Consider the following 25,541-nt stretch of genomic DNA (forward strand, 5'->3'; position numbering starts at 1 on the left):
TCATGGGACCCGAACAGAAGAAGGCCGCGCTCCTGGCCGAGATCGAGGCGCTCAAGGCGAAGTCGCTCACCGACGACTTCACCGACGATGACGCGGCTCGCTCGCTCGAGGCCGTTAAGGAGCTCGCCGACGTCGAGAAGATCATCGCCCGCAAGGAGGCCGCCTCCAAGGCCCTCGGCGGCGTGACCGCGCCGGTCCAGGAGTCGGCCGATGACACCCCGTCCGCGACGGGCGCCGCGAAGTCGGGATCGCTGGGCCAGCAGTTCGTGAACTCGGACGCCTACAAGGCGTTCAAGACCGCGAACCCGAAGCCCGTCGAGAAGGACACCCCCATCTCGATCAAGGCCACCGGTCTGAAGATCATGCGGCGCAAGCTGCTCGACACCGCGACCACGGGCAACGCCGAGCCGGTGATGCTCGATGGCATCGAGGACGTCACGTTCCGGCCTCCGCGCCGCCTGCTGGAGGTCATCACCCGCGGCACCACGAACCGCGAGTGGGTGAAGTATCGCCAGGTCGTGTCGAAGACCAACAACGCGGCGATCGTCGCGGAGGCCTCCGACAGCGGCGACCCGGTGGCGAACACCACCACGGGCGTCCTTGAGTACCCGGCGGGCGCCGGACTCAAGCCCCTGTCGACGCTGACCACCCAGACCGCGGAGGCGAAGGCTGCGACCTACGCCGACGGCATGGAGGTCACGAACCAGGAGCTGTCCGACGACGGCATCATCTCCAGCCTCATCGACTCGACGCTCACGGAGAACATCGAGATCACGATCGAGGACATGATCCTCAACGGTGACTCCGGTACCGACCCCGAGCAGCCTGACGGGATCTTCAACACCACCGGCGTGCTGCAGCAGGCGTTCGTCACCGATGCGGTGACGTCGATCCGCAAGGCGATCACGCTGCTGCGCACGACGTCGGGTGCGTCGATCCGGGGCGTCCTGCTCAACCCGCAGGACGACGAGGCGTGGGACCTCCTGCAGGACGCCAACAACCGGTACTACGGTGCCGGACCGTTCGGCTCCGGTCCGCGCACAGCGTGGGGCTACGAGCGGATCGAGTCGCAGGCCATCCCGGTCGGTCAGGCGGTGATCGGCGACTTCTCGACGATCCACTTCCTGATCTACGAGGCGCTGTCGGTCCTGGCGTTCAACCAGCACAAGGACTTCGCGCAGCGCAACCTCACCTACATCCGCGCCGAGATGCGTGCGATGCAGATGATCCGCAACGCGGCCAAGCTCTGCGTGGTCGACCTCACCGCCTAGCGCGGTCCGCTCCTGCCGTCGGCGCTTCCCCCGCCGCCTAGCGACCAGGGGAGCGCCGACGGTGGGTGCCTCACACCCATCGCCGGCAGCGCCGACGAGACAGGAAGGAAAGACACATGGCCAGCAGCACCACCCAGGGAATGGTGATCGCGAACGGCGTCCGCTACCGCCTGAAGGACGCGCGCCGGCTCGGCATCCCCCTCGACGGGAAGGTCGTGACCAAGCGTTCGCGTCAGGTCACCACCTCTGCGACGGGCGCCGTTGAGCGCCCCAAGGGCAACGACTCGACCGAGAAGTGGGTTGCGTTCGCGCTCGCGCACGGCAAGACCGAGGACGAGCTCAAGGGTCTCGGGCGCAACGACATCAAGGAGATGTTCCCCGCGCCCGAGGACGAGAAGGCCGACGCTGCCAACGTCCCGGCCGCCACGACCGACGCGAACACCGCGCCGGACTCCACGGACGGCGCCGCAGGCGAGCCGTCTGACGACACCAGCGACGACGACGAGGACTCGGACGACGAGGACTCGGACGACGACGAGTAGCGACGACCGGAGGGGCCAGCAATGAGCACCACGCCGACATTCTCAGCCGACGACCTGCTCGCTGACCCCTCCGATCTCGCCGTCCGTCTGGACGACCTGACCGCATCAGACGCGATCGTCCTCAACGCGCTCAAGCGCCTGTCGGCCCGCTTCCGCTCCGCGACCGACAACCAGATCACCGCGGTCACAGGCGCCACCATCACCGTCTCCGGGCGGGGCAACAGCAGCCTCCTGCTTCCCGTGAGGCCGATCACCGCCCTCACATCGGTCACTGTCTCAGGACTCGAGTATGTCGAGGGCTACGACTTCGTCGTGGGCTACGCAGCCGGCATCCTGCGCCGCGACTTCGGCTGGCCCGACGGCCTGGACAACATCGTCGTCGTCTGCGACCACGGCTACGCCACCGTGCCGCAGGACATCCAGGACGCGATCCTCGACATGGCCGAGGTCTACTGCAACATGAGCGCCGGCATCGAGTCCGTGACCACGGGCAGCGAGTCGGTGAAGATCGCGAACTCGCTGATCAACGGCGGCTCACTCGGGTCCTGGAACGAGGTCATCGCGAAGTACACGATCGGCGGCAACGGTGACCGGTCATGAGGCTGACCCATGTGCTGCACACCGAGTCGGTGACGATCATCAAGGCGGCCCCGACGGGCGACACCGACGCGGACGGCGTACCGATCACCGACGCCCCCACGCAGACCGCTTGGAGCGGTCTGGCCATCCAGCAGACCACAGCCGACGAGACCACCGCGGGTGACGTCGACGAGGTCGCGACGACCTACAGCCTTTCGGGCCCGATCCCATCCGTCGAGCTGACGGCCGCGGACACCATCCGCTGGAACGGCATCGACTACTCCATCGTCGGCGACCCGGACACGCGCCGCGGCCGCCACCGCATCAACCACACCAGCCTCGTACTGCGCCGCGCTCGCGGCTGAGAGCTCGAGAGGAGACCGGCATGGCTTCCAGCAGGTCGTTCACGGGTCTCTCGACGAAGAAGCTCAACGAGGTCCTGCAGGCGCAGGCGGTCCGTTCCGCGCTCGAGGCGCGTGCCCGGCGCGTCTTGCCGCGCACCCGGGCGATCGCTTACGAGGTGGGTGCCTCCGAGTTCGCCGGCGAGCTGCACGTCGAGCAGGGGACGCGCCCTGGCGCGAAGGCGGATGGGGGGCTGAAGCGTCCCTATGCGCGGATCATCGCCGAGCTCACGCCGGAGCAGCGCAAGAAGGACGGGCGCACGCGCCTGACTCGCCGCCAGATCCTGCGCAAGGGGGCCTTCGGTGGCTAGCGCGGGACTCACGTGGCCGAACGCCGAGAAGGCCGTCGTGGCGTGGTTGAAGAACCGCACGACGAAGTACGTCGCGACGGAGACGGACGACACGCTCGGCGACCATCTGCCGGCATACAGGGTGGCACGCGCTGGAGGCACCACCAGGCCCGACGGCACTGGACTGACCAAGGTCATCCAGATCGAGATAGAGACCATCGCCGGCGACCGCGCATCCCTGTGGGCCGCGGTCGCTGAGATCGAGTCGGCGATGTACGCCCTCAGCGGGAACGGCCTCGAGGGCTGGTTCATCGACGAGGTCGAAGAGACGTTCGCCGCCGCCGTCGTCAGCAGCGACAGCGACGGGGATCGAAGGGCTAGCGCGACCTACGGCCTCGCTGTGCGCCCGCACACCACCACCAACTAGAAAGGACACAGCGGATGCCTACCGTTGACAGCCTCCTCGTCGTGGATGAGGAGAACGTCCGCAAGTGGCCCACGCAGCTCTTCTACCTGCAGGCCCCAGACGCGGCGATCCCGACCGAGTTCATCAGCGCGACCGACTACATGCCGATCCTGCCGGCGGACGCGATCCAGCTCGGCTTCATCACCACCGACGGCGTGAGCGTCGACGAGTCTCTCTCCTCGGAGGACACTCAGATGCTGCAGTCGCTTGAGCCGGTGCGCTCCGACCTGACCGGCATCGCCCGGACCCTCACCATCGCGTTCGGCGAGGACAACGCCTACGTGCAGGCCCTGTGGCACGGGGTCGACTTCGCGAGCTTCCCGACCGACCCTGCCGCTCCGTGGGTGTTCGAGGACGGGGCGGCGACCCAGTTCCCGTACTACCGTGCGGGCCTGATCATGTCCGACGGCGTCGGCTCCAGCGCCCGGTACCGGCACGAGTACGGATACCGGGTCACGGTCAACTCGAAGGACACGCGCACCCTGAACCGCTCCGACCCGGAGACGTTCGGCGTCACCTTCTCCCTCCTCAAGGACCCGACCGTCGGCAAGTCGTACCACCGCGAGCAGGACGGACCCAGCTACACGCACGTGTAGCCCACGAGACCGGGCGGCTGGCGGCGGTGAGGGGAAGCCCGCCGCCGGCCGCCCTTCCGCTTCCCCAGCCTCCCCACAGTGAAGGACACACCGACCATGGCCAAGAACCGCAAGCCCCAGCCGATCCGCTTCAACCAGTTCCGCAAGCAGCTCGCGGACCAGGGGATCGACGACCTCGAGGAGATCATCCTCGACGACGACACCTCGATCTTCATCCGACTCGGCATCAACCTCGCCGGCGACGAGGACGACTTCGACGACTTCATGGCTGGCGTCCGCGCCGCGGAGGAGAAAGAGGAGCTGTGCAAGATCATCCTCGGCTTCTACGAGCACAAGAGCGCGGACGAGCAGTACAAGATCTACACCGACTTCGGGGGTAAGCCCCACGAGCTCGTCGCGCTGTGGGGCACCGCCACCGCGGCTCGCCAGGAGGCACTGGGAAAGCTCCGGCCTCGGAGGTCCTAGCCCACGCCTCCGAGGTCTACAGCCTCATCGGCCAGGCGCCCGAGGCCTACGAGGCAGCACTGCTCCAGGCCTACCCCGAGCGCCCCAACCCGATCTTCGAAGCGCTGAACGGACGCCTCAGCATCCGACAGCTGCGCGTCATGGTCGAGCACCTCCCACGCGGGCCCGTCGATCGTGAGGTCAACGGCCCATGGGGCGACATCGAGTACCTACTGCACGACATCGCGAACAGTCTGAGGCTGCTCAACACCACGTACTCGAACGTCCACCGGCCCAAGGGCGCGCCGCAGCGCAAGCCCACGTTCCTGCCCGGACCGGACGACAAGAAGCAAGACGCGGATCCGCGCAGCGAGCAGCAGATCCAGGCCGAGCAGGACCACCTGCTGGCCGTGCTGGCCCGCGATCGCGGCTAGGTAGCCCGCGAACCCACACCACAAGTCCACATCAGCAAGGGAGGTCCCGTCGTGGCTGACGAGGTCTGGCTCGACGTCCTCCCGTCGATGCGTGGGTTCGCGGGCACCTTGACCAAGGAGGTCACGAAGGCCGCGAAGGACGCCGGCGACAAGGGCGGCAAGGAGTACAAGAAGGCGCTCGAGAAGGGCGCCGACGGATCCGGCGACGCGCTCGTCGCCGAGCTCGAGACCGCTCAGAAGCGTGCCGCCGGGCTCGTCGCGAAGCTCTCGGGCGAGGTCTCCCGTGCCCGCCAGTCGCAGGCACGTGCCTCGGCCGAGCTCCTCACGGCGGAGCAGCGTGTCACGGACGCGACCGCGAAGTACGGCGAGGAGTCGAACCAGGCACGCGCCGCCGTGCTCAAGCTCGAGGCCGCGAAGGAGAAGGCGACCCAGGCCACCCAGACGTTCACGAACGCCGAGAACGCCCTCAAGGAGGGGCAGAAGTCGCTCAAGGAAACGACGACGCAGCTGACGGACGCCCAGCAGAAGTCGGGCACCGAGGCGACCAAGTCGAAGAGCATCTGGGAGAAGCTGACCGGCTCTCAGCGTGACAACGAGACGCAGACCGACCGCAACACCGGATCCATCGGCTCGCTCATCGCGAAGTTCACCGCGGCCACCGGCGCCGCCGCGCTCCTCGCGGCCGCGTTCGGCACCGCGCTCACCGAGGAAACGGTCGGCGACAGGCTCGCCGCACAGCTCGACGCGACCCCGGTGCAGGCGCAGGCCTACGGCGAGGCCGCCGGCAGCCTCTGGGCAAACGCCTACGGCGACAGCATCGGCGAAGTGGGCGACGCTGTCGACTCGATCGTGTCGTCGATCGACGGGATGCGCGACGCGTCGACGAGCAGCATCGAGGACATCACCGGCAAGGCCCTGTCGCTGTCCGACGCGTTCGGCATCGACGTCACCGAATCCGCACGCAACGCCGGCATCCTCATCAAGACCGGCCTCGCGTCGGACGCTGAGGACGCGTTCGACCTGATGACCGCATCGCTGCAGCAGGTGCCGGCAGCACTGCGCGGCGAGGTCACCGACGCGACCCAGGAGTACTCCGACTCCCTCGCCCAGCTCGGCCTCTCGGGCGAGGAGGCGATGGGCCTCCTCGTGTCCGCCACGGAGAACGGCCAGTACGGCGTCGACAAGATGGGAGACGCACTCAAGGAGCTCACGATCCGCTCGTCGGACATGAGCACCAGCTCGGTCGCCGCCTACAAGGCCGCCGGCCTATCCGCACAGGACATGTCCGATCGCTTCCTCGCCGGCGGCGACGTCGCCCGCGGCGCGCTCGCGGACCTCGTCACCGGCCTGCAGTCGATCACGGACCCCGCAGCGCAGGCGAACGCGTCGATCGCGCTCTTCGGTACTCCGCTCGAGGACCTCGGCACCGGCGACATCCCCTCCTTCCTCGACCAGCTCGCCACGATGGGTGGAGCTCTCGGCGACGTGTCGGGCAGCGCCGAGGATCTCTCGAACACGCTGTACGACAACACGTCGACCAGCCTCGAGTCCCTCAAGCGTGGCTTCTCGCAGGCGCTGTCGGAGGGGATCGAGCCGTTCCTCGGCCCCGCCGACGAGGTCCTCGGCTGGGTCCAGGACGTCCTCCCTGGCATCCAGGACGTCATCTCGATCCTGTTCAACGGCGACTACACGGGAGGCCTCGCCGACTCGTTCGGAATCTACGAGGACTCGGGCTTCGTCGACTTCCTCTTCAGCGCCCGCGACGCAGCGATCGAACTCGGGTCATGGCTCAAGGGCACTCTCTTGCCAGCACTCGAGTCGTTCGGGTCATGGCTCACCAGCGGAAGCGCTGGTGCTGAGGTGTTCGCGACTGCCGTCGGCGCGATCGTGGCGGGTGTCATCACGTGGACAGCTGTGACACGGACGGCCACCGCAGTCCAGGCCGCATTCGCGGTCGTGATGGACGCGAACCCGATCATGCTGATCGTCACCGCGATCGCAGCTCTCGTCGCAGGCCTGGTGTACTTCTTCACCCAGACCGAGACCGGCAGGCAGCTGTGGGAGACGTTCACGACCGCGCTCGCGGACGGCTGGAACTGGGTCGTCGGCGTGGTCCAGGCAGCGTGGACGGACGTCCTGAAGCCGACCTGGGACGCGCTCGTCGCCGCCGCGACGTGGCTGTGGGAGTCGGTCCTGTCGCCCATCTTCGACGCGATCTCGTTCGGCTGGTCGCTGCTCGCGACGGGCTTCCAGTTCTACTGGGACTACTACCTCTCGCCGATGCTGACGATCTTCGCGGCCACCATCTCGTGGCTGTGGGACACCGTCGCGAAGCCCGTGTGGGACGTGATGAAGATCGCGTGGGGTGTGCTCGTCGCCGGCATCACCTGGTACTGGGACCACGTTCTGAGCCCGATGTTCGACGCAGCCGGCACCGTGATCTCGTGGCTGTGGAACAACGTCGCGAAGCCCGTATGGGACAAGATGAAGTCCGGCTGGAACACCCTCGTCGGAGGCATCACCGACATCTGGGACAACAAGCTCAAGCCCGCCTTCGACGCTCTGAAGTCATTCATCGACACGACCCTGCCGGACGCCTTCGAGGCTGGCAAGGACGCGATCGGGTCAGCCTGGAACAAGATCAAGGGCCTGGCAGCCAAGCCGATCAACTTCGTGATCGACACCGTGTACAACAACGGCTTCCGGTCAGTCATCAACAAGGTCGCCGGCTGGGTCGGCGCACCCGAGCTTCCGTCGCTTCCCACGATCCCCGAGTACGCCAAGGGTGGACTCGCCGGGACCGGCTGGGCAGTGGTCGGCGAGCAGGGCCCTGAGCTCGTCAACTTCGACAAGCCCGGACGTGTCTATACCGCGGGGCAGACCGCGACAGCGCTCGCGGGCGCGGTGTCGATCAACACTCACACAGCCGCTGCAGGGCCTGTGGCGGGCGCGACAGCTTCGAGCGGCAGTGCGTACCGGACGTTGCTCGACGTCGCGGCAGCGGGCAGTACACGCGGTGCCTGGCCAGTGTTCACGATGACGGCATCCGGCACTCCAGTGATCGTCAGCTCCGGTGGCGGCGGCAAGGGCATCGATCCGACCGCCTACGTGAAGTACGACAACGGGGGAGTCCTGCAGCCCGGGGCGACGGGAGCGGTCAACGCCACTGGCCGTCCCGAGGCGGTGCTCACCGAAGCGCAGTGGACGTCGATCGAGCGCATCGCCGATAACGCCGGGCTCTCACTATCCGAGATCGACCTGTCCGACAGGACGCTGCGCAAGCTCGCGCAGTACCTCCTCGAGGCGGACGAGCGTGCCGTCGCCCGCGGGCTCGCGAAGGCAGCGCGTGAGGCACAACTCGTGACACGGATGGGGGGTGCGTGATGCCTGCTGTCAACGGCAACTCGGTCGACTACTCGGGCTCGTACTTCTACCAGTCGCAGATCGGCTACTCGGTCGAGTACCTCTCGGACGCGGTGGCACGAGTCCACTACGACGCACGCCTATACCACTCGACGTCGCTGTACGACAGCTCGAACAACGCAGGCGGCAGCGGCGACCTGTTCACGCAGTCGTTCGGATCACACACGTTCGCGGACGCCGCGGCAGCGACGTACACGTACCGGTCGGGCTACACCGACATCGCCCGCGTGTACGGCTCCGACGTGACCGTGACGCAGTCGATGTGGGTGGAGGACCTCGCGGACTCCGCCGGCGGTGGTGCACGCTCGCAGGCGAACCTGTCGATCGACATCGCGGCCCGCCCCTACTCGCTGCCGGCAGCGGTGACGGGCCTGTCGGTCACGCGCACGTCGGACACGTCGCACACGATCGCGTGGACGAACAACCCGACCACGGGCGCGCCCTACGACGCGGTCGCGGTCGAACGCTGGGACAACGTGTCGAACGCGTGGACCCGTATCCTGACCGATCACACGCCCGTGTCGTCGTTCGTCGACACGACGACGGTCGCGAACCGCAAGTACCAGTACCGGGTGCGTGCGGGCAACTCTGTAGGCGACTCGGCGTGGAACACCAGCGGCTACGTGTACACGACGCCGGCGGCCCCCTCGTCGGCCTCCGTGTCGATCCCGTCGTCCGGCACCGCCCAGGTCGCGTGGGCGGGCGCACCGTCCTACGGCGACTATCAGGTCCGCATCTACGAGTCCGTCAACGGCGCAGCGTATGCGCTCGCGGCCACGGTCGCGTCGTCGGTGTCGTCGTGGACGGACACGAGTGCGCCGACGTCGCAGACGCATCAGTACCAGGTGAGGTTCATCCCGTCGTCTGGGACGGTCCTGGAGTCGGGGTCGGCGACGACGGGCGTGGTGTACGCGGTGCCGGCGGCGCCGACGGCGGTGACTGCTGCGCGGGTATCGGACTCGCAGGCGACTGTGTCGTGGACGCGCAATGCGTCGACGAACGGGCCGTACACGTCGCAGCAGGTGCAGCGGCGCCTCAACGGCGGCTCGTGGACCGCTGTGGCGACGGTGTCGGCCACGGCGACGGCCTACACCGACTCGACGATCGCGGCCAACGGCAAGTACGAGTATCGGGTGGTCGCGGTCAACGCGACGGGCTCGACCGCGTCTGCGGCGTCGTCGGCCATCTGGACGACGCCTGCGGCTCCGTCGTCGGCGACGGCGGCGAAGACCGCGGCGGGTGCCATCACGGTGGCGTGGGCGGGAGCTCCGGCCTTCTCCGAGTACCAGGTGCGGATCTACGAGTCGCAGAACGGTGGCGCGTACTCGCTGCTGGCGACGGTGGCTGCAGGCTCGTCGCCGTACACGCATGCGTCGCCGTCGACGTCGGTCACGCACCAGTACCAGGTCGCGTTCATCACGTCGTCGGGCACGACGCTGATGTCGGCGGTTGCGACGACGGGGACGATCCAGCTGGCGGCCGCGCCGAGCGCGCCGACGGGGCTGGGACCGTCGACGGTCTTGGATGCGACGACCGCGCGCACCCTGTCGTGGACCCACAACCCAGTGGACTCGTCGCCGCAGTCGAAGTTCCAGGTTCGTCACCGTGCAGCTGGCGGCTCGTGGACTGAGATCACTGCCGTGTCCTCGACGGTGTCGCAGTGGGTGCTCCCGGCGGGCACATATGCGAACGGCATCACGGTCGAATGGCAGGTGCGCACCTGGGGCATCTACACGGATCCGTCTGCCTATTCGGCGACCGCGTCGTTCGTCACGTCCGCGGTGCCGACGGTGGTCGTGTCCTCGCCGTCCGCCGGTGCCACGCTCACGGACTCGGTGCTCGCTGCAGCGTGGACGTACTACCAGGCACAGGGGTCGGCGCAGGCGCAGTGGCGGGCCACCCTCATCCACGGGGGCGACACGATCGAGGTCCTCACCGGTGCCGGCACCGCGGCATCGGTGACGTTCGCCACGGCAGGAGCCGACGGTGAGGCGTACACGATCCGCCTCGAGGTGCAGTCCGCCGCGGGCCTGTGGTCCACGGCGGCCGAGGTCGCTGTCACCGTCGACTACCTCGAGCCGTCCCTGGTGGCGATCGACGCGCAGTTCCACCGCGACTCTGGCGTGATGGTCCTCACGCTCACGCCTGCCGCGTGGGACGACGTGACGACGATCCAGCCCGTCGCGGCGACCGTGGAACGCTCCCTCGACGGTGGGTTGACGTGGCTCACGATCGCGCTCGAGGTGTCGATGCTGATCTCGACGGCCGGCGTCGTCGTCCTCGACACGACGGTGCCGACGCTCAGCACCGTCCTGTACCGGGCCACAGCGATCTCGTCGCTACCCTCCACCGCGATCGGGCCCGAGACCAGCATCGACGCAGACGAGCGACAGTTCGCCTACCTGTCATATGGGCCGGGCTTCGGCACCGCGCTCGTGTTCTACGGCAACCTGGAGCTGGAATCGACTGCCGGCCGTGAAGAAGCCGTCGAATACTTCGCCGGCCGAGTCGGCGCCGACGGCCTGCCCGCGGGAGTCATCATCTCGGGAGAGACCCGAACACGCACCGTCACCGTCGCGGTACGTCTAATCGAAGGCGAAGGACACGCGACCCACGTCGACTTCGAGCGCGCCGCGCTCGCGGGCGGGGTCATGTGCTACCGCGATCCGTCGGGTCGACGGATGTTCGGACGCTTCACTCTTGGCGGGACCAAGATGACGTACATCGAGCTCAGCGACCTCTCGTTCACGATGGAGGAGGTTGGCGCCAATGCCTGAAGCGCTGCTTCCGGACGGACTCGTACCGGTGATCACACGGAGCTCCGCACTCACCGGACATCGCTCTGTGCGGCGCTCCTACCGTCTGCTCGACCGGGACGGTGGCGACCTCGGCCCCCTCGACGGAGTCACCGGCGCATCCCTGACCGAGTCTGCGGCTGCCACGCTCAAGCGCGGAGGATCCGCATCGATCACTGACACTGAACAAGACATCGACTGGCTCAACTCCCGGATCCACGCGACCTACGAGGTCGAGGCTGGACCAGCGTGGGGTCTCGGCGTCTTCATCCCCTCCGCGCCCGAAGAGGCCTGGTCAGGCTCGACCCGCCGATGGGAAGCAGAGCTCCTCGACGTCCTCACCGTCCTTGACGAATGGCCCCTCATCGACGGCTACACCTTGCCCGCCGGTGCCGTCGTCACCGACGAGATGCGAGCCATCATCGCCCTCACCGGCGAGACCGCAGTCGCGATCACCGACTCGACCAGCACCCTCACCACCGCCCGCTCCTGGGACCCGCACACCTCGGCCCTCACGATCTTCAACGCGCTCGCGGACTCGATCGGGTATTTCTCGCTTGCCTCCGACGGCGACGGGCTTCTCCGCGCCGAGCCCTACGTTCGACCGGCTGCGCGACCGATCGTGTGGGCGTTCGTCGAGGGTGTGGACTGCATCTTCCGTGACCAATTCAAGGTGACTCGGGACATCTATCACGTGCCGAACGTCATCTCCGCAGTGACGCAAGGCACCGGCGACGAGGCCGGCTTGTCCGTCACGGTCTACAACGACAACCCAGACTCGATCTTCTCGACCGTCTCGCGGGGACGTCTGATCGGCCGCGCCGATGGTCCGATCGTGACGGAAGCGACCGATCTCGACGCGCTCGAGACGATCGCGCACCGCGCCCTGATCGACGCGACCACGCCGACTCTGACGGTCGTGATCGACGCGATGCCGGTGCCCGTGTCGACGAACGATGCGGTGACCTTCCGACGTGCCGTGACTGGGCTCGACGGACGCTTCGTGGTGTCACGGATCGAGTACGGCGGTGCCGAGACGGACCTCGCGACGTACACGCTGACGGAAGTGGTGGACCTGTGAGCATCGCCGACCAGTTCGCTGACCTTTCGGCTCGCGTCGGCCAACTCGGCAAGCGCGTCCCGCGCTACCAGTACGGGTTCGTCACCCAGACCTCACCATTGCAGGTGCAGCTCGAGGACAGGCCCGACCCGGTCTACATCGCGGACAGCCTCGTGCCAGGCATCGGCATTGGCGCTCGCGTCGAGGTGCGGCAGATCGGGTCGCGGTACGACATCGTGCATGCACCCAGCGCCACATCTCCAGTGGCGACGCCATCGGGCGTCATCGCGATGACAGCCAGCGCGGCGGCGCCGAGTGGATGGATGCTGTGTCAGGGCCAAGCGGTCTCGCGGGCAACCTACGCAGACCTGTTCACGGCGATCGGGACGACGTATGGAGCTGGGGACGGCTCGACTACGTTCAACCTGCCGAATCTGAAGGGGCGCGTTCCAGTTGGCGCGGACTCGTCGGACACGACTTTCGATGCTCTGGGAGAGACCGGTGGCGAGAAGAGCCACACGCTCACTGCTACGGAGATGCCGAGCCATACGCACGTGCAGAACTCCCACGGTCATACCCTGACTGATCCCGGTCACAACCACACGCAGAACAGTCACAACCACACGCAGAACAGTCACAACCACACCCAGGACTCGCACCGTCACGTCGGGCTCGACACGGGTGGAACAACGCTGGGGTGGCTGAGCAGTGCAGTTGGTGCGGGAAGCGGCGCGGCGACCGTTCGCCCCAATCCCGAGGCGGCCGTGAACACCGCCTACACCACGGCGACCAACCAGGCGACCACGGCGACAAATCAGGCGACCACGGCGACGAACAACAGCGCCAGCACCGGCGTGACCCTGGCGTCCGCGACAGCGGTGAACCAGAGCACCGGCGGCGGCGCTTCGCACAACAACCTGCAGCCATTCATGGTCGTCAACTACATCATCAAGAGCTAGGGGCAACCATGCGTTACGTGTCTGGTGCGCTCGACGACTGCACGCTCGCTTGCTTCGACTCCGATCGCGCGCAGCCTGCCGACGGCGACATCGCGGCGTACTGCGACGAGCACCGTCAATGGTGGTACGCGTTCGCGGACAACGCCACGTGGCAGCAGGTCGACTTCGTTCCCGGCCCGATCCGCGCAGTGCTGTCGCTGCCATAGAGGCCACGAATCCCCCTGCCCACGGTCAAGCGTCGTGCTCCGTGCCCACAACGTCAACTGCTCAGGAGACACCGTGATCCTTTCCATGCTCGATGACTACATGCTCGCCGCCGGCGCGCTCGCTGCGGCAACGCTCGCGATCTGGAAGGTGCTGATCCCAGCCGGGCGCCGCCTCCACGCGTGGGCGGAGCGTGGTGGTCGCGCGCTCGACATCCTCAACGGGTCACCAGAAGTCATCGACCCTGACAGGCCGGGCGAGATCTTGCGGCCTGCGATCCCGGACATGGGGGTCCGCATGACGGCCGTCGAGGGGCTGCTCAACGAGTTCGTGCTGCGCGATCTGCACGCGAACGTGCAGCAGGCGCGGGAGGCGGCCGAGGGGGCGGCTCGCGATGCACGCAAGGCGCTGCGCGGAGTCGCGGACCTGCGCGCCGCTTCTGAGATCTGGCATGCCGGCGAGCTCGACGTCCTGACCGCGATCGAACGCAACGTCGCCAAGCCCACCACCACTGAGGAGACACTGTGACCGTCTTCGTCGACCTGTCGACACCTGGGCGTCTGGCCGCCGAGCATGCTGCCGGCTACGAGCGGACGCTGCGGGCCCTGAACGCCGCGGGGATCGACACCCCGGGCACCACGAGCCCGAACCACGCCTTCCGCTCCGACGCCGAGCAGGAGGTCCTGTTCCGCGCGAACTACACGCAGGACACCACGGAGCCGCTGTTCCACTACGCGTCGGGCAAGACCGACGCCCGCTCGTGGGCCGGGCACGGCACCTGGTACCGCCGCAAGGGCAAGGTCGCGGTCGCGCCCCCCGGCACGTCGAACCACCGGCTGGGCGACACCGTCGACTGGCAGGACCTCGGCGACCAGGGATCGGACCGGTGGAACAAGGCCGCGGCGGTCCTGACCGACAACGGCTGGGACCACACCGAGGGCGCCCGGATCGGCGAGTCCTGGCACTGGACCCGCATCACCGCCAACGACAAGCACCGCAACGACACCCTGGAGGACACCAGCATGATGCTCATCCGCAACACCTCGGGAGGAAAGGTCTGGCTCGTCACCGACGACGCCATGGAGCACGTCCCCGACGCCCGCACCCTCGCCGAGTACGAGAAGGCGCTCGGCCGTGCCGCCACCGACCACCCGTCGTGGTTCGTCGAGGGCCACCAGAAGATGCAGGAGCGCGTGCGCAGCTCCAAGGCCGTCCAGGCCGCAGCCGCGCAGGCCGCCGCCGGCTACGCCGTCGACAGCGACGCGCTCGCCACCGCGGTCATTGCACAGCTGCCCGCCAGTGCGAAGCCGCTCACCGCCGCCGAGGTCACGGCGGCCCTCAAGTCGGTCCTGTCCGGCGCCAGCCTCACCGTCAAGTAGGGAGAACACCCCGCATGCTCGCCACGCTCACCGCCTGGTTCACCGCGACCAGGCGCCAGAAGATCTACGCGGCCGTCGCCGCGCTCGTCCCGCTCCTGGTGTGGACCGGCACCCTCGTCGCAGGCCAGGCCGACCACATCCTCACCCTCACCACGATCGTCCTCCAGGCGGGCGCTGGCATCCTCCAGATCGCCCACTACACGCCCGCCCAGGCAGCATCCTGGTTCATCACCACCGGCCGCCTGATCCTGTACTCCACCGCGGGCCTCGCCATGCCTGCCCTCGTCGGCCTCGGCCTGTTCACCGCAGCCGCCGGCGACACGATCCTGCAAGGCCTGTCCATGGGCCTGACCGCGCTCGCTGCTGTCGTCGCGGTGATCACCTTGACGCCGGACTCGCCGGCACCGACCGCCGCCACCTGACCTCCTGGCGCATCCTTCGCTGATCCGCTCCGTGGGAGCGCGCCAGGACCACGAACGCCCCCACCCCGCTAGGCGCGGGGTGGGGGCGCTTTCGCCGTGCCAGAGCGTTACGATGCTTGAGAGGGCAGTTGCGTTGTGTGAAGCGTCACAGTTGTGCAACATTCTGTGCACCGGGGGCGTTGACTGGGACGGTTGGACGTAGGCTTCGGATGCAGCTACGGGGGTAGCTTGCTCCCGCTCGGTTTGCGTCCTACGGAACTTCGAGCGACAGGAGAGAGGCGATGGCTGAAGCATTGAGCGTTGATGACGTTGCTGCGTTCATTGTGCGCAGCCAGCACTCTGTCGACCGCATGAAGCTCCAGAAGTTGCTCTACTACGCGCAGTCGTGGCATCTTGCCGTGTTCGATCGACCGTTGTTCGATGAGACGTTTGAGGCATGGGGCGGCGGCCCTGTTATCAACAGCGTGTATCAGGCGTCCAAGGCGAAGCCGACCTACGACATCACCTCGTGGGATGGCGACCCGGAGGCTGTGTCGGGCCAGGCGGCCGCGCTTCTCAGAGCGGTCATGGCCGAGTACGCGAGCCAGTCGGCCGGCAAGCTTTCGAGCCGCACGCATAATGAAGAGCCGTGGCTCGTAGCGCGTCACGGTCTGCCCGATGGTGCGCGTAGCCGTAGCAAGATCGCGGCGCAGTCCATGGCAGAGTTCACTCGACGTTCCTGCACGCTTGGTGGACAGTACGCGGCGGACATTGCGGCTGGTGGGGTGATCGGCGGCGACTTCGCGCCTGATGTTGACGACACTGAGCCGCTGCATGATCCGTATGCGCGCGACGTAGTATCCACTCTCGAAGTTGGCCACGCGGACGTCATGCGTCGACCGCGGCGAGTCGTGCCCACGAGCGTTGGGTAGCGCGGGGCGAGCGTCCCACCCGACAACGCACCTGGTGGTATTCGACGCCAACATCTGGATCGATACCGCCGTCATTCTAGGTGCGCCTGCAACGCGGGCGGACTTCGATCGCGCCAACGCAACGACAGTCGGAACCCCGATCCCGCACCCTATCGATCGTGCTTACGACAGCATGAGGGCTATCGCGACGACTCTCTCAGGCAGGTTCGTTGCGGACGAGCGCATTGAAGTGTGGACCAGCAACCACATCGATGACCTCGTGTATGACCGGCTTGCGCGGCCAGTCGAAGGCGCAGCGAACGGTCGCACGGGGTATGGCTGGAGTCTTGGCGATGCGGAGAAGTATCTCGTCGAGATGGTCGACTCCCTTGTGGAGTCGACCGCGGGCGGCTCCGTAGGGGACGTGTCAATTCCGTTCAAGAACCCACCGCTCGACCATGAGGACGGGTGTGTGATGCAGACCGCGCGAACCGCCGGCCACAGCGACACACCCTGGTATCAGAAGTACATCATCACTCGCGACCAGGGGTTCCGGACGGCTGATCTCAGTTCGGAGATCACCGTCCTGTATCCCTGGGAGTGGATCGGCAGAGTGCGCGGAGCTCGTGTGGCTGGGGTCAAACCCAAAGTTCGAGCACGCTAGCGGGCAGATCGTGCCTGAACAGGAACTCAGCGACTTCTGCTGAGACATCGCAGCCGCCTGAGAATTCCCGGGACTGCCGGGCGCGCGAGGGGGTGCAGCGCCCGGCAGCATGTGCGCGCGAGGGGTCGATGCGCGCATGACACACCCTAGCCGCCCAGGGACCTGCGCGGCGACGCCACGTCGCACCTCCGTGGCATCCTCACCGCATGCGCGACGGTCCCCAGTTCGAGTTCGGTGTCGACGCTATTGCCGGCCGTCAGGCGGTCGTGCACCGTGCGAGCGGCGAGCTCGTCGGCTGGATCGTGCGGGACGGCGATCGCCTCCGCATGCGCCGCGGTGCATGGATCTCGGAGCCGGCGGACACGATCCCGCAGCTGTTCACCGTCGCGGCTGCACGAATGAGCTCGGGACGAGTCGCGATGCTCTAGCCGGAGAACGAGCCGTCGTCGAACGCATGCTCGGCGTACCAGGCGCCAGCCTTGTTCACTTTCGCAGCGAACGCCCGAGCCTTCGGGGCGTCCTTGCGGTCTGCAGCCACGATCATCGCGTCGCCGTCCGCGGTGATGATGGTGACGTAGACCTTGCCCTTCTCCTTCTTGAACATCCCGCCAACGATCGCACCGACGGGCCCGGCGAGGATCGCGCCGGTGATGACCCGCGTGCCGGTGGTCCGCTGGTTCGACTCACCAGAGTCGAAGTCGGCCGTGCATCCGCCGACGGGAACCGTAAGATTCCCGCTCGTCAAGCGCGGCACCAGGACGCCGTTCATGATCCGGTACCCCTCGAACGACGCCTGAAAGGCCGCGTTCTCCTTCGACCGCCGCACCGCATCCTTGAACCCCATACCTGGCACGATAGCGCGCCACCGCGCTCGCGGCCAGGGTTGGGCGGCGCCGCCGAGGTGTCGGGCGCGCAGGGCGTTGACGGCGGCGCGGGATACGACATCGCGGCCGCACGTGGGGGTTCGAGCGTATGTAGCGGCGAGGTTCAGTGGGTGGGAGTAGCGTCTGAACGGCACGTCCGTGGGTGGCGTGCGAGAGGGGCGTGATCATGGTAGAGACCTCGAACATCTTGGCGTGGACGTTGCGCAATGAGATTCCGATTCCGGATGACGTGTCGAGCCAGCTCGTTGAGGGTGAGGAGGCGGTTGCCGCGTTCTCGACTTTCCGCGATGCTGCGGTCTTCACCACCAAGCGACTGATCGTTCGGGATGCGCAGGGCTTCACAGGCAAGAAGGTCGAGATCTACTCGCTGCCATACCGCGACATCCACATGTGGTCATCGGAGAACGCTGGTGGCATCCTCGATCGGGATGGGGAGATCGCGCTCTGGACGAGGGCCGGCTACATCAAGGTGAAGTTGCTCAAGGGCATCGACGTGCGCCGTCTGGATCAGCTGATCGCGTGGGCTGTGCTCTCGACTCACTAGGACACCGGCGCAGGACTCGGCTCAGGCACGGGTCAGAGGCTTCGATCTGAGGCGCTCGCGTGCGTCATGCGGCGCCGCCGAGGTGTCGGGCGCGTAGGGCGTTGACGGCGGCGCGGGGTGCGGCGTCGGGGACCTTGGTGTAGGTCTGGGTGGTGGCGACGGAGGAGTGGCCGAGCAGTACCTGGATGGTGCGCAGGTCGGTTCCGCCGGCGAGGAGGTCGCTGCCGAATGCGTGACGCAGTGTGTGGGCTGTCCAGTGGGCGGGCAGGGCGCGGGCCATGAGCTTGCCGACGTACTGGGCGGAGAGGTGGCCGTGGTCGTCTCCGGGGAAGGCCCAGCCGCCACCGGCGAGGCATGCGGCTCGTAGGGCGACGGCGAGGGAGTCGTTGAGAGGGATGTCGCGTAGCTTCGCGCCCTTGCCGTGTACGAGCAGGCTTGAGCCGCTCTCGCCGCGGGTGAGGTCGCTCGTGTGGATCTGGGAGATCTCGGCGCGACGCATGCCGGCTTCGAAGGCGCAGCGCAGCATCAGGCGCGTGCGTTCGGGTGCGCGCTCGAGCGCGGCGCGGATCTGGTCGGTGGGGCATGGTCGTGGGGTGGCAGGTCGCGCCTTGATCTTGGGAAGGCTCACGGCTGGCGAGTGCTCGATGTGACCGGCGAGGACGGCCCAGTCGTAGAAGCCGATGAGGCTGGCGCGCACGGAGCGGCGGGTCTCGATCGCCCATTCCTGGCTGCCCGTCCAGGCGATGAGCAGTTCGAGCGTTACGGCCCATGGGTCGTCGATCTTGAGGCCGCGTGCCACGCGCTTCACGTGATCGGTGCGTGTGTAGATCGTCGTCTCCGCGTAGCCAGATGCGCGCATGTAGACACCCCAGTCAGCGATCGCATCGGACCAAGCGCCCCTCTGTGCGCTGTCCATGACGAGAACGTACAGCCTTCGTGAAGGGTCACCGGCTACCTTGGGGGGCATGGCTACCAGGCGTTTCTAGGCAAACAGGTCCATATGCGACGCTCGGCGTGGCCCAGCGCCCGCCCCTATGCGCTCGCGGTCCATGTACCAGCGGTGTGCGATGAGAGCGCAGTCGAGCTTGTCGTCGAGCTCGCGGCGGCGCGCGCGCGCGGCGGCATCGATCGCGCGCATGGCGTAGAACGCCTCCTCGTCGCTGTAGCCGCGCCGCTCGGGCGACGTGAGCGCCCACTGCATGAGGAGGTCGGTCACGTTATCGACTTGCTCCCGCGTCGCGCTTCTCGCAATCAGGTCAATGTCCGACAGGAGCGACCAATCGGCAGCGCTCAGCCGGGCGCGCCAGTCGAGGGTACTCATGCTGCAGGCTTCCCGTGCAGCTGGCGCACACCGCTCACTCGAGCCTTCTTAGAGGGCAGTCCGTGCACAACTCCTGCGGGTTGCTGAGCACGACTGGCCTCCAACCAGAAGGTTGGGGGTTCGAATCCCTCCGGGCGCGCTGAAGGTGAAGGCCGGGATCCCGCGAGGGGCCCGGCCTTCGTCGTTCCCGCGCACCGGCTGCACGTCTCGCGGGAAGCCGGCCCGGAGAGCTCTCGTGAGATGCCCGTCGCGCGGCACCGCCTCGCTCCGGGGATCTGTCGCTGCGAGCGATCGACTCGCGCCTGAGGTCGTTTGACACCTGCTCGCCTACGCGCTTGACTAGGCCTGAGCGCGAGCCATTCGCGACTGAATCGATATTCAGGAGTCAATGATGACGAGGATGCCGGCGACCGACGCCGACCACAGGATCGCTGCCGACCGTCGGTGGACCATCGGCCACGCGCCGTGGCTCACCGAGGCGGAGCGCTCGAGCCGTGCACGCGTGATCATCGACAACGACTTCATGGGCGACCCCGACGACCTCTACCAGCTGGTGCATCACCTGCTGTCGCCGAGCGTCCACATCCCGCTCATCATCTCCTCGCACCTGCACGTCGACGAACCGTGGGACCCGAGCGAGCAGCAGGCGGCGCACGGCGTGCTCGTCGTCCGCGACGTCCTCGCCCGCATGGGCATCGACGGTGCGGACGACCTCGTCATCGCAGGCGCGGAGCACGCGATGGTCGACCGCCGGACGCCGCAGGACACCCCCGCCGCGCGGGCGATCATCGCCGAGGCGCTGCGCGACGACCCGCGCCCTCTCTACTACTGCGCGGGCGGCGGCCTCACCGACCTCGCGTCCGCGCTCCTGCTGGAGCCCGCCATCGCCGACCGCATGACGCTCATCTGGATCGGAGGTGCCGAGTACCCTGACCTCGGCCTCGCGACTCCCGGCGGCCCTGCTGCGGAGTACAACCTGAGCATCGACACGGAGTCGGCGCGATGCGTCTTCGGTGACACGCGGATCCCGATCTGGCAGGTGACGAGAGCGGCCTACCGCTACGCCCTCATCTCGCTCGCAGAGCTCCGCGTCGGGGTGCGGCCCCTGGGCGCCGTGGGGTCCTACCTCTACGGAGAGCTCGCCGAGGTGGGCAGGATGGTCGCGACCTTCGGCATGAGCATCGGCGAGACGTACGACCTCGGCGACCAGCCGCTCGTCCTTCTCACAGCCTTGCAGACGGCGTTCGAGCCGGATCCCGCCTCCAGCAACTACGTGATCCGGCCCACCCCGGACCTCGACGCGGACGGGCTCTACGTGCCGGATCCGGAGGGCCGCCCCATGCGGGTCTACACAGACATCGACTCGCGGCTCGCCTTCGAGGACCTGAAGGCGAAGCTCGCCGAGCTGCACGCGTGGCAGGACGGAAGGCTCGAGGCTGCAGCGCCCGCCGAGCCGCCCGCAGGGCTGCAGGAGTGACCATGGAGACGGACGCGCGATCCGCATCGCGCGCGAGCTGGGGGAGATGACGCTGTGAGCATCGTGATCGCCCTGGACGAGGGAACCACGAACGCGAAGGCGGTCGCGATCGACGGCGACGGGCGGGTCCTCGCGCATGCCTCACGCGGGTTGGGGATCCGCAACACCGCTCCGGGATGGACGGAGCAGGACGCCCTCGAGATCCGGGAGGCGTCGGTCGAGGTGCTGGCGCGCGTCCTCGCACAGGTCCCGGCCGACGAGGTGATCGGGCTCGCGATCAGCAACCAGCGGGAGTCGGTCGTCGCCTGGGATCCCGTGACGGGCACGCCTGCCGGACCGGTGCTCAGCTGGCAGGACACGAGGACGGCGGACCGCTGCGCGGCGCTCGCGCAGGTGCACGGCGACAGGGTGCTCGACCTCACGGGTCTCCCGCTGGACCCGATGTTCAGCGCTCCGAAGATGGCGTGGCTGCTCGAGCAGGCTCCTGACGGCACGGTGGTCGGCACCGTCGACTCGTGGCTCGTGTGGTGCCTGACCGGCGGCTCCCGTCATGTGAGCGAGGCGGGCAACGCGTCCCGGACGCTGCTGATGGACCTTGCGACGCTCGACTGGCACCCGGAGCTCCTGGGAGTCTTCGGCATCCCACGGGAGGCGCTGCCCGAGATCGTCGCGTCGAACGGCGATCTGGGCAGCACGGCGTGCGACGGGCTGCCTGCGGGGATCCCGATCCTTGCGTTGATGGCCGACTCGCACGCCGCGCTGCGCGGCCACGGTGGCGGCGAGCCGGGCGTGGTGAAGGCCACGTACGGCACCGGCTCCTCGGTGATGCAGGGCACGGGTGCGCAGCTGCGTCGTCGGCCGGGCGTGGCGACCACCCTCGCATGGCTCGACGACCGCCCGGTGTACGCCCTCGAGGGCAACATCCGCTACTCCGGCTCCGCGCTGGACTGGACGGCCAGGCTGCTGGGTGTCGCTGATGCTCGCAGCCTCGGCGCGCTCGCGGCCACGGTGGACGATGCGGACGGCGTGGTGCTCGTGCCTGCGTTCGGTGGTCTGGGGGCGCCGCACTGGGATCCGACGGCGGTCGGGACGCTGACCGGGCTCGGCGCCGGGTCGGGTCCTGCGCAGGTGGCGCGCGCGGCGTTCGACGCGGTCGCGCATCAGGTGGCGGATGTCGCTGAGGCGATGCTCGCCGAGGGCGAGGCGCTCGAGGCCGTGCGGGCGGACGGTGGCGCCACGGCCTCGGAGCTGCTCATGCAGACGCAGGCGGACGCGCTCGGCTGCGAGGTGGTCGTGGTGGGCGAGGCGGACGTGGCGCTCAGGGGCGTGGCGGCGGTCGCGTTCGCCCAGCGCGGCATCGCTCTGCCGGCCGCCGCGGCGTCGCGGACGCATCGTCCCTCGTACAGCGCTCAGGAGCGCGAGGCTGCGCGTGCGCGCTGGCGCGCCGCTCTCGATCGATCCAAGGCGTGACTCGCCAACGGCGGCGAGTCGGGCTATAGTGAATGCAAGAAGAATCGAAGGTGAATAGATATGTCTGAACTCCCGAAGTTCGGTGCCGGCCTGTGGCACTTCGCCAGCTACGTCGACCGCTACGCCACCGACGGCTACGCGCCCGCCGTGTCCACGCTCGAGCAGATCGAGCGCGCCGGGCAGGTCGAGGACCTCTCCGTGGTCGACGTGCCCTACCCCTTCACCGAGGGCGTCACCGTCGCGCAGGTCAAGGAGGCGCTCGCCGCCCACGGGCTCGAGGCGATCGGCGTCACGCCCGAGATCTACATGCGCAAGTACTCCAAGGGCGCGTTCACGAACCCCGACGCTGCTGTCCGGGCGGACGTGCAGGCCTTCCTCAACGAGGCCGCCGACGTGGTGCGCGAGCTGGGTGCGAACTACCTCAAGCTGTGGCCGGGGCAGGACGGCTGGGACTACCCGTTCCAGGTCAACCACGGCGACGAGTGGAAGCTCGCCGTCGACGGGCTCCGTGAGCTCGCGCTCGCGAACCCTGACATCAAGATGGTGATCGAGTACAAGCCGCGCGAGCCCCGCAACAAGATGTTCTGGGACTCCGCCGCCAAGACGATCCTGGGCATCAAGGCCATGGGCGTCGACAACGTCGGCGTGCTGCTCGACTTCGGCCACGCGCTCTACGGCGGCGAATCGCCCGCGGCCTCCGCGCAGCTGCTGATCGACCATGGCCTGCTGTGGGGCATGGACGTGAACGACAACCTGCGTGGCTGGGACGACGACATGGTCGTCGGAACCGTGCACCCTGTCGAGGTCTTCGAGTTCTTCTACACCCTCAAGATCAACAAATGGGAGGGCGTCTGGCAGCTCGACCAGTTCCCGTTCCGTGAGGACACCGTCGAGGCGGCCAACCTCTCGATCCGGTTCCTCAAGGGACTCCACCGGGCTCTCGACGAGCTCGACATCGAAGCCCTGCGTGAGGCGCAGGCCCGCCAGGACGCCCTGGGCGCGCAGAAGCTCGTGCAGGACGTCCTCTTCAGCTGCCTGAGGAGCGAAGACGCATGACAGTCGAGGAGGACCTGGTCCCCGAGGTCCATGTCGAGGACGTGCCCAAGGACGTGTTCAGCGTCATCGGCCGGGTGCCCGAGGGTGCGCCGCGCGAGGAGGCGATCGCGTTCCTGCGGGACGCCGCCCGCGCCGTGCGCAAGCGCGACATCCAGATGGTCTCGGCCGCCGGGCTGGGACACATCGGAGGCGAGTACTCCGTCATCGACATCCTCGTGACGCTGTACCTGCACTCGCTGCGCATGGGGCCGGAGCTGCTCGGCGACCCCGAGCGCGACCGCTTCATCCTGTCGAAGGGCCACGCTGCGGCGGCGCTGTACACGACGCTCGCCGCCGCCGGGTTCATCGACCCTGACGACCTGAGCACGTTCATGCAGCCGCTGTCCCAGCTCAACGGTCACCCGGCGCGCACCAAGATCGCCGCCGTCGAGGCCAGCACCGGACCTCTCGGGCACGGGCTCCCGATCGCCGTCGGCACCGCGATCGCCGGCAAGATCGACGGCTCGGCGCGCCGCACGTTCGTGGTGACGGGAGACGGGGAGCTGCAGGAGGGCTCCAACTGGGAGGCCATGATGACCGCGGGCAACCACGGCCTGGCGAACCTCTGCGTCATCGTCGACCGCAACCGCCTTCAGCAGGGCGCGAAGGTCGAGGACACGAACGACCTCGAGCCGCTGCCGGACAAGCTCCGCGCCTTCGGCATGGAGGTCGTCGAGCTGACGGGCCACGATCACGGCGCGCTCATGGACGCGTTCGCACAAGTGCCGGCAGCCTCGGGCAAGCCGACCGCGATCATCGCGCACACCGTGAAGGGCAACCCGATCTCGTTCATGTCGAACAACGTCGCCTGGCACCACAAGGTGCCCACCCCTGAGCAGGTGGCCCAGGCGATCGAGGAGCTGGAGCAGTCATGACCGCCACTGTCGAGAAGAAGCTGCACGACTGCCGCGACGCGTGGGTCGAGACCCTGGTCGAGCTCGGCGAGGCGGACCCCCGCATCGTCGCCGTCGTGAACGACTCCGTGGGCTCCAGCAAGCTCGCTCCGTTCCAGAGCGCGTTCCCTGAGCGCCTGGTCAACGTCGGCATCGCCGAGCAGGACATGGTCGGCGTCGGCGCGGGACTGGCGAACGGCGGCAAGATCCCGTTCGTCTCGGCCGCCTCCTGCTTCCTCACCGCGCGTGCGATGGAGCAGGTCAAGGTCGACGCCGCGTACTCCCAGCACCACATGGTGCTCGTGGGTCAGAGCCCGGGCATGGCGTACGGCGAGCTCGGCCCGACCCATCACTCGATCGAGGACCTCGCGTGGCTGCGCATCCTGCCCGGCCTCACCGTGATCGTCCCCGCCGACCCGGAGGAGACCAGGCAGGCCGTCCGCTGGGCCGCGCAGCACGACGGGCCGGTGTTCATCCGCGTGTCCCGCATGGGCGTGCCCGACGTGAGCCCGGCCGGGTACGAGTTCGCCCCCGGCAAGGCCGTCACCCTCCGCGACGGCTCCGACGTCACGCTGGTGGCCTGCGGCACGGTCGTGGGGCGAGCGCTCGAGGCTGCCGATCTGCTGGCCTCCCAGGGCGTCTCAGCCAGGGTCCTCAACATGCCGACCCTGAACCCGATCGACCACGAGGCGATCCTCGCGGCCGCGGCGCAGACCAAGGGCATCGTGACGGTCGAGGAGGCGCTCACCAGCGGTCTCGGTGGCGCTGTCGCGGAGCTCGTCTCCGAGCGACACCCGACCCGCGTCCGTCGACTCGGTGTCACGACCTTCGCTCCGACGGGCACGGCCGAGTGGCTGCTCGATCACTTCGGCATGTCCCCTCAAGCCATCGCGGCCTCGGCCGCCGAGCTCGTCTCCTCCTGAGCTCGCGACCTGGACATCGGCCCGTCGGTCCCTCCTCTCCGGGACCGACGGGCCGATGCGTCCTCGCCGGAGTCGAATAGAATGGCAGCCTCGAAAGTTCATCCATGCCGCAAGG

General features: G+C 67.9%; 29 protein-coding genes. 26 read left to right on the forward strand and 3 right to left on the reverse strand.

What is annotated here, in order from left to right; genetic code table 11:
• The first annotated feature begins 2 nt into the window (after positions 1-2).
• The 20 genes from RN607_RS00675 (at position 3) to RN607_RS00770 (ending at position 17,247) form a co-directional block, all read left to right on the forward strand.
• Complete coding sequence (locus tag RN607_RS00675; protein ID WP_313543628.1) at positions 3-1,271, forward strand: phage major capsid family protein; 1,269 nt, start codon at positions 3-5, stop codon at positions 1,269-1,271.
• Positions 1,272-1,387: 116 nt separating this feature from the next.
• Positions 1,388-1,813 carry a hypothetical protein gene (locus tag RN607_RS00680; protein ID WP_313543630.1) on the forward strand — a complete coding sequence of 142 codons (426 nt, stop codon included), beginning with the start codon at positions 1,388-1,390 and terminating at the stop codon, positions 1,811-1,813.
• Between the two features lie 21 nt (positions 1,814-1,834).
• A complete protein-coding gene (locus RN607_RS00685; protein WP_313543632.1) occupies positions 1,835-2,413 on the forward strand; it encodes a head-tail connector protein in 579 nt (192 codons plus the stop codon).
• The gene (locus tag RN607_RS00690) at positions 2,410-2,757 is read left to right on the forward strand and encodes a hypothetical protein (RefSeq protein ID WP_313543634.1); all 348 of its coding nucleotides are present in this window, start codon (positions 2,410-2,412) and stop codon (positions 2,755-2,757) included. The genes RN607_RS00685 and RN607_RS00690 overlap by 4 nt, the downstream gene beginning before the upstream one ends.
• Before the next feature lie 20 nt (positions 2,758-2,777).
• Positions 2,778-3,104, forward strand: a complete 327-nt coding sequence (locus RN607_RS00695) for a hypothetical protein (protein WP_313543636.1) — start codon at positions 2,778-2,780, stop codon at positions 3,102-3,104.
• Complete coding sequence (locus RN607_RS00700; RefSeq protein ID WP_313543638.1) at positions 3,097-3,510, forward strand: hypothetical protein; 414 nt, start codon at positions 3,097-3,099, stop codon at positions 3,508-3,510. The genes RN607_RS00695 and RN607_RS00700 overlap by 8 nt, the downstream gene beginning before the upstream one ends.
• A 14-nt stretch (positions 3,511-3,524) precedes the next feature.
• Complete coding sequence (locus tag RN607_RS00705; RefSeq protein WP_313543640.1) at positions 3,525-4,145, forward strand: hypothetical protein; 621 nt, start codon at positions 3,525-3,527, stop codon at positions 4,143-4,145.
• 78 nt (positions 4,146-4,223) lie between these two features.
• A complete protein-coding gene (locus tag RN607_RS00710; protein WP_313543642.1) occupies positions 4,224-4,610 on the forward strand; it encodes a hypothetical protein in 387 nt (128 codons plus the stop codon).
• Positions 4,547-5,023, forward strand: a complete 477-nt coding sequence (locus RN607_RS00715) for a hypothetical protein (protein ID WP_313543644.1) — start codon at positions 4,547-4,549, stop codon at positions 5,021-5,023. The genes RN607_RS00710 and RN607_RS00715 overlap by 64 nt, the downstream gene beginning before the upstream one ends.
• 51 nt (positions 5,024-5,074) lie before the next feature.
• Entirely contained in the window at positions 5,075-8,407 is a 3,333-nt protein-coding gene (locus tag RN607_RS00720; protein WP_313543646.1) for a phage tail tape measure protein, read from the forward strand.
• Positions 8,407-11,223 carry a fibronectin type III domain-containing protein gene (locus RN607_RS00725; protein ID WP_313543648.1) on the forward strand — a complete coding sequence of 939 codons (2,817 nt, stop codon included), beginning with the start codon at positions 8,407-8,409 and terminating at the stop codon, positions 11,221-11,223. The genes RN607_RS00720 and RN607_RS00725 overlap by 1 nt, the downstream gene beginning before the upstream one ends.
• A complete protein-coding gene (locus RN607_RS00730; protein ID WP_313543651.1) occupies positions 11,216-12,322 on the forward strand; it encodes a hypothetical protein in 1,107 nt (368 codons plus the stop codon). The genes RN607_RS00725 and RN607_RS00730 overlap by 8 nt, the downstream gene beginning before the upstream one ends.
• On the forward strand, positions 12,319-13,260 hold the full coding sequence (locus tag RN607_RS00735) for a phage tail protein (protein WP_313543653.1): 942 nt from the start codon (positions 12,319-12,321) through the stop codon (positions 13,258-13,260). The genes RN607_RS00730 and RN607_RS00735 overlap by 4 nt, the downstream gene beginning before the upstream one ends.
• Before the next feature lie 8 nt (positions 13,261-13,268).
• Positions 13,269-13,466, forward strand: a complete 198-nt coding sequence (locus tag RN607_RS00740; protein WP_313543655.1) for a hypothetical protein — start codon at positions 13,269-13,271, stop codon at positions 13,464-13,466.
• Between the two features lie 73 nt (positions 13,467-13,539).
• A complete protein-coding gene (locus tag RN607_RS00745; RefSeq protein WP_313543657.1) occupies positions 13,540-13,992 on the forward strand; it encodes a hypothetical protein in 453 nt (150 codons plus the stop codon).
• On the forward strand, positions 13,989-14,843 hold the full coding sequence (locus tag RN607_RS00750) for a D-alanyl-D-alanine carboxypeptidase family protein (RefSeq protein WP_313543659.1): 855 nt from the start codon (positions 13,989-13,991) through the stop codon (positions 14,841-14,843). The genes RN607_RS00745 and RN607_RS00750 overlap by 4 nt, the downstream gene beginning before the upstream one ends.
• Positions 14,844-14,857: 14 nt before the next feature.
• A complete protein-coding gene (locus tag RN607_RS00755; RefSeq protein ID WP_313543661.1) occupies positions 14,858-15,265 on the forward strand; it encodes a hypothetical protein in 408 nt (135 codons plus the stop codon).
• A gap of 281 nt (positions 15,266-15,546) precedes the next feature.
• A complete protein-coding gene (locus RN607_RS00760; RefSeq protein WP_313543662.1) occupies positions 15,547-16,176 on the forward strand; it encodes a Panacea domain-containing protein in 630 nt (209 codons plus the stop codon).
• A gap of 34 nt (positions 16,177-16,210) precedes the next feature.
• Positions 16,211-16,819, forward strand: a complete 609-nt coding sequence (locus RN607_RS00765; RefSeq protein ID WP_313543664.1) for a hypothetical protein — start codon at positions 16,211-16,213, stop codon at positions 16,817-16,819.
• Between the two features lie 206 nt (positions 16,820-17,025).
• Positions 17,026-17,247: a hypothetical protein gene (locus RN607_RS00770; RefSeq protein WP_313543667.1), complete on the forward strand. Its 222-nt coding sequence runs from the start codon at positions 17,026-17,028 to the stop codon at positions 17,245-17,247.
• Here the strand turns inward: RN607_RS00770 and RN607_RS00775 are convergent.
• Positions 17,244-17,663 (reverse strand): hypothetical protein, encoded by a 420-nt coding sequence (locus tag RN607_RS00775; RefSeq protein ID WP_313543669.1) that lies wholly within the window; start codon positions 17,661-17,663, stop codon positions 17,244-17,246. The two genes, RN607_RS00770 and RN607_RS00775, sit on opposite strands and share 4 nt — an antisense overlap.
• A 206-nt stretch (positions 17,664-17,869) precedes the next feature.
• Between RN607_RS00775 and RN607_RS00780 the strand changes: the two genes are divergently transcribed.
• Positions 17,870-18,247, forward strand: coding sequence for a PH domain-containing protein (locus RN607_RS00780; protein WP_313543671.1), 378 nt, complete (start codon positions 17,870-17,872; stop codon positions 18,245-18,247).
• A gap of 64 nt (positions 18,248-18,311) precedes the next feature.
• Here the strand turns inward: RN607_RS00780 and RN607_RS00785 are convergent, their stop codons facing one another.
• The gene (locus tag RN607_RS00785; RefSeq protein WP_313543673.1) at positions 18,312-19,163 is read right to left on the reverse strand and encodes a tyrosine-type recombinase/integrase; all 852 of its coding nucleotides are present in this window, start codon (positions 19,161-19,163) and stop codon (positions 18,312-18,314) included.
• 66 nt (positions 19,164-19,229) lie between these two features.
• Positions 19,230-19,568, reverse strand: a complete 339-nt coding sequence (locus tag RN607_RS00790; RefSeq protein ID WP_313543675.1) for a hypothetical protein — start codon at positions 19,566-19,568, stop codon at positions 19,230-19,232.
• A gap of 391 nt (positions 19,569-19,959) precedes the next feature.
• Between RN607_RS00790 and RN607_RS00795 the strand changes: the two genes are divergently transcribed.
• The 5 genes from RN607_RS00795 to RN607_RS00815 are packed head-to-tail and all read left to right on the forward strand — an operon-like array spanning position 19,960 to position 25,426.
• Positions 19,960-21,045 (forward strand): nucleoside hydrolase, encoded by a 1,086-nt coding sequence (locus tag RN607_RS00795; RefSeq protein ID WP_313543677.1) that lies wholly within the window; start codon positions 19,960-19,962, stop codon positions 21,043-21,045.
• A 54-nt stretch (positions 21,046-21,099) separates the two neighbouring features.
• Positions 21,100-22,515, forward strand: a complete 1,416-nt coding sequence (locus tag RN607_RS00800; RefSeq protein WP_313543678.1) for an FGGY-family carbohydrate kinase — start codon at positions 21,100-21,102, stop codon at positions 22,513-22,515.
• A gap of 60 nt (positions 22,516-22,575) precedes the next feature.
• On the forward strand, positions 22,576-23,571 hold the full coding sequence (locus RN607_RS00805) for a sugar phosphate isomerase/epimerase family protein (RefSeq protein WP_313543680.1): 996 nt from the start codon (positions 22,576-22,578) through the stop codon (positions 23,569-23,571).
• The gene (locus tag RN607_RS00810; protein ID WP_313543683.1) at positions 23,568-24,485 is read left to right on the forward strand and encodes a transketolase; all 918 of its coding nucleotides are present in this window, start codon (positions 23,568-23,570) and stop codon (positions 24,483-24,485) included. Before RN607_RS00805 ends, RN607_RS00810 begins: the two co-directional genes overlap by 4 nt.
• On the forward strand, positions 24,482-25,426 hold the full coding sequence (locus RN607_RS00815; protein WP_313543685.1) for a transketolase family protein: 945 nt from the start codon (positions 24,482-24,484) through the stop codon (positions 25,424-25,426). The genes RN607_RS00810 and RN607_RS00815 overlap by 4 nt, the downstream gene beginning before the upstream one ends.
• The last annotated feature ends 115 nt before the right edge of the window (positions 25,427-25,541 follow it).

This window comes from Demequina capsici (genome assembly GCF_032102965.1).
Taxonomy (GTDB): domain Bacteria; phylum Actinomycetota; class Actinomycetes; order Actinomycetales; family Demequinaceae; genus Demequina; species Demequina capsici.

Coding starts and splice junctions, on each gene's coding strand:
- RN607_RS00775 (WP_313543669.1), bottom strand. CDS start 17,663: ATGGGGTTCAAGGATGCGGTGCGGCGGTCGAAGGAGAACGCGGCCTTT.
- RN607_RS00680 (WP_313543630.1), top strand. CDS start 1,388: ATGGCCAGCAGCACCACCCAGGGAATGGTGATCGCGAACGGCGTCCGC.
- RN607_RS00740 (WP_313543655.1), top strand. CDS start 13,269: ATGCGTTACGTGTCTGGTGCGCTCGACGACTGCACGCTCGCTTGCTTC.
- RN607_RS00695 (WP_313543636.1), top strand. CDS start 2,778: ATGGCTTCCAGCAGGTCGTTCACGGGTCTCTCGACGAAGAAGCTCAAC.
- RN607_RS00770 (WP_313543667.1), top strand. CDS start 17,026: ATGCGCGACGGTCCCCAGTTCGAGTTCGGTGTCGACGCTATTGCCGGC.
- RN607_RS00785 (WP_313543673.1), bottom strand. CDS start 19,163: ATGGACAGCGCACAGAGGGGCGCTTGGTCCGATGCGATCGCTGACTGG.
- RN607_RS00730 (WP_313543651.1), top strand. CDS start 11,216: ATGCCTGAAGCGCTGCTTCCGGACGGACTCGTACCGGTGATCACACGG.
- RN607_RS00780 (WP_313543671.1), top strand. CDS start 17,870: ATGGTAGAGACCTCGAACATCTTGGCGTGGACGTTGCGCAATGAGATT.
- RN607_RS00815 (WP_313543685.1), top strand. CDS start 24,482: ATGACCGCCACTGTCGAGAAGAAGCTGCACGACTGCCGCGACGCGTGG.
- RN607_RS00760 (WP_313543662.1), top strand. CDS start 15,547: ATGGCTGAAGCATTGAGCGTTGATGACGTTGCTGCGTTCATTGTGCGC.
- RN607_RS00810 (WP_313543683.1), top strand. CDS start 23,568: ATGACAGTCGAGGAGGACCTGGTCCCCGAGGTCCATGTCGAGGACGTG.
- RN607_RS00795 (WP_313543677.1), top strand. CDS start 19,960: ATGACGAGGATGCCGGCGACCGACGCCGACCACAGGATCGCTGCCGAC.
- RN607_RS00755 (WP_313543661.1), top strand. CDS start 14,858: ATGCTCGCCACGCTCACCGCCTGGTTCACCGCGACCAGGCGCCAGAAG.
- RN607_RS00725 (WP_313543648.1), top strand. CDS start 8,407: ATGCCTGCTGTCAACGGCAACTCGGTCGACTACTCGGGCTCGTACTTC.
- RN607_RS00690 (WP_313543634.1), top strand. CDS start 2,410: ATGAGGCTGACCCATGTGCTGCACACCGAGTCGGTGACGATCATCAAG.
- RN607_RS00705 (WP_313543640.1), top strand. CDS start 3,525: ATGCCTACCGTTGACAGCCTCCTCGTCGTGGATGAGGAGAACGTCCGC.
- RN607_RS00685 (WP_313543632.1), top strand. CDS start 1,835: ATGAGCACCACGCCGACATTCTCAGCCGACGACCTGCTCGCTGACCCC.
- RN607_RS00675 (WP_313543628.1), top strand. CDS start 3: ATGGGACCCGAACAGAAGAAGGCCGCGCTCCTGGCCGAGATCGAGGCG.
- RN607_RS00805 (WP_313543680.1), top strand. CDS start 22,576: ATGTCTGAACTCCCGAAGTTCGGTGCCGGCCTGTGGCACTTCGCCAGC.
- RN607_RS00790 (WP_313543675.1), bottom strand. CDS start 19,568: ATGAGTACCCTCGACTGGCGCGCCCGGCTGAGCGCTGCCGATTGGTCG.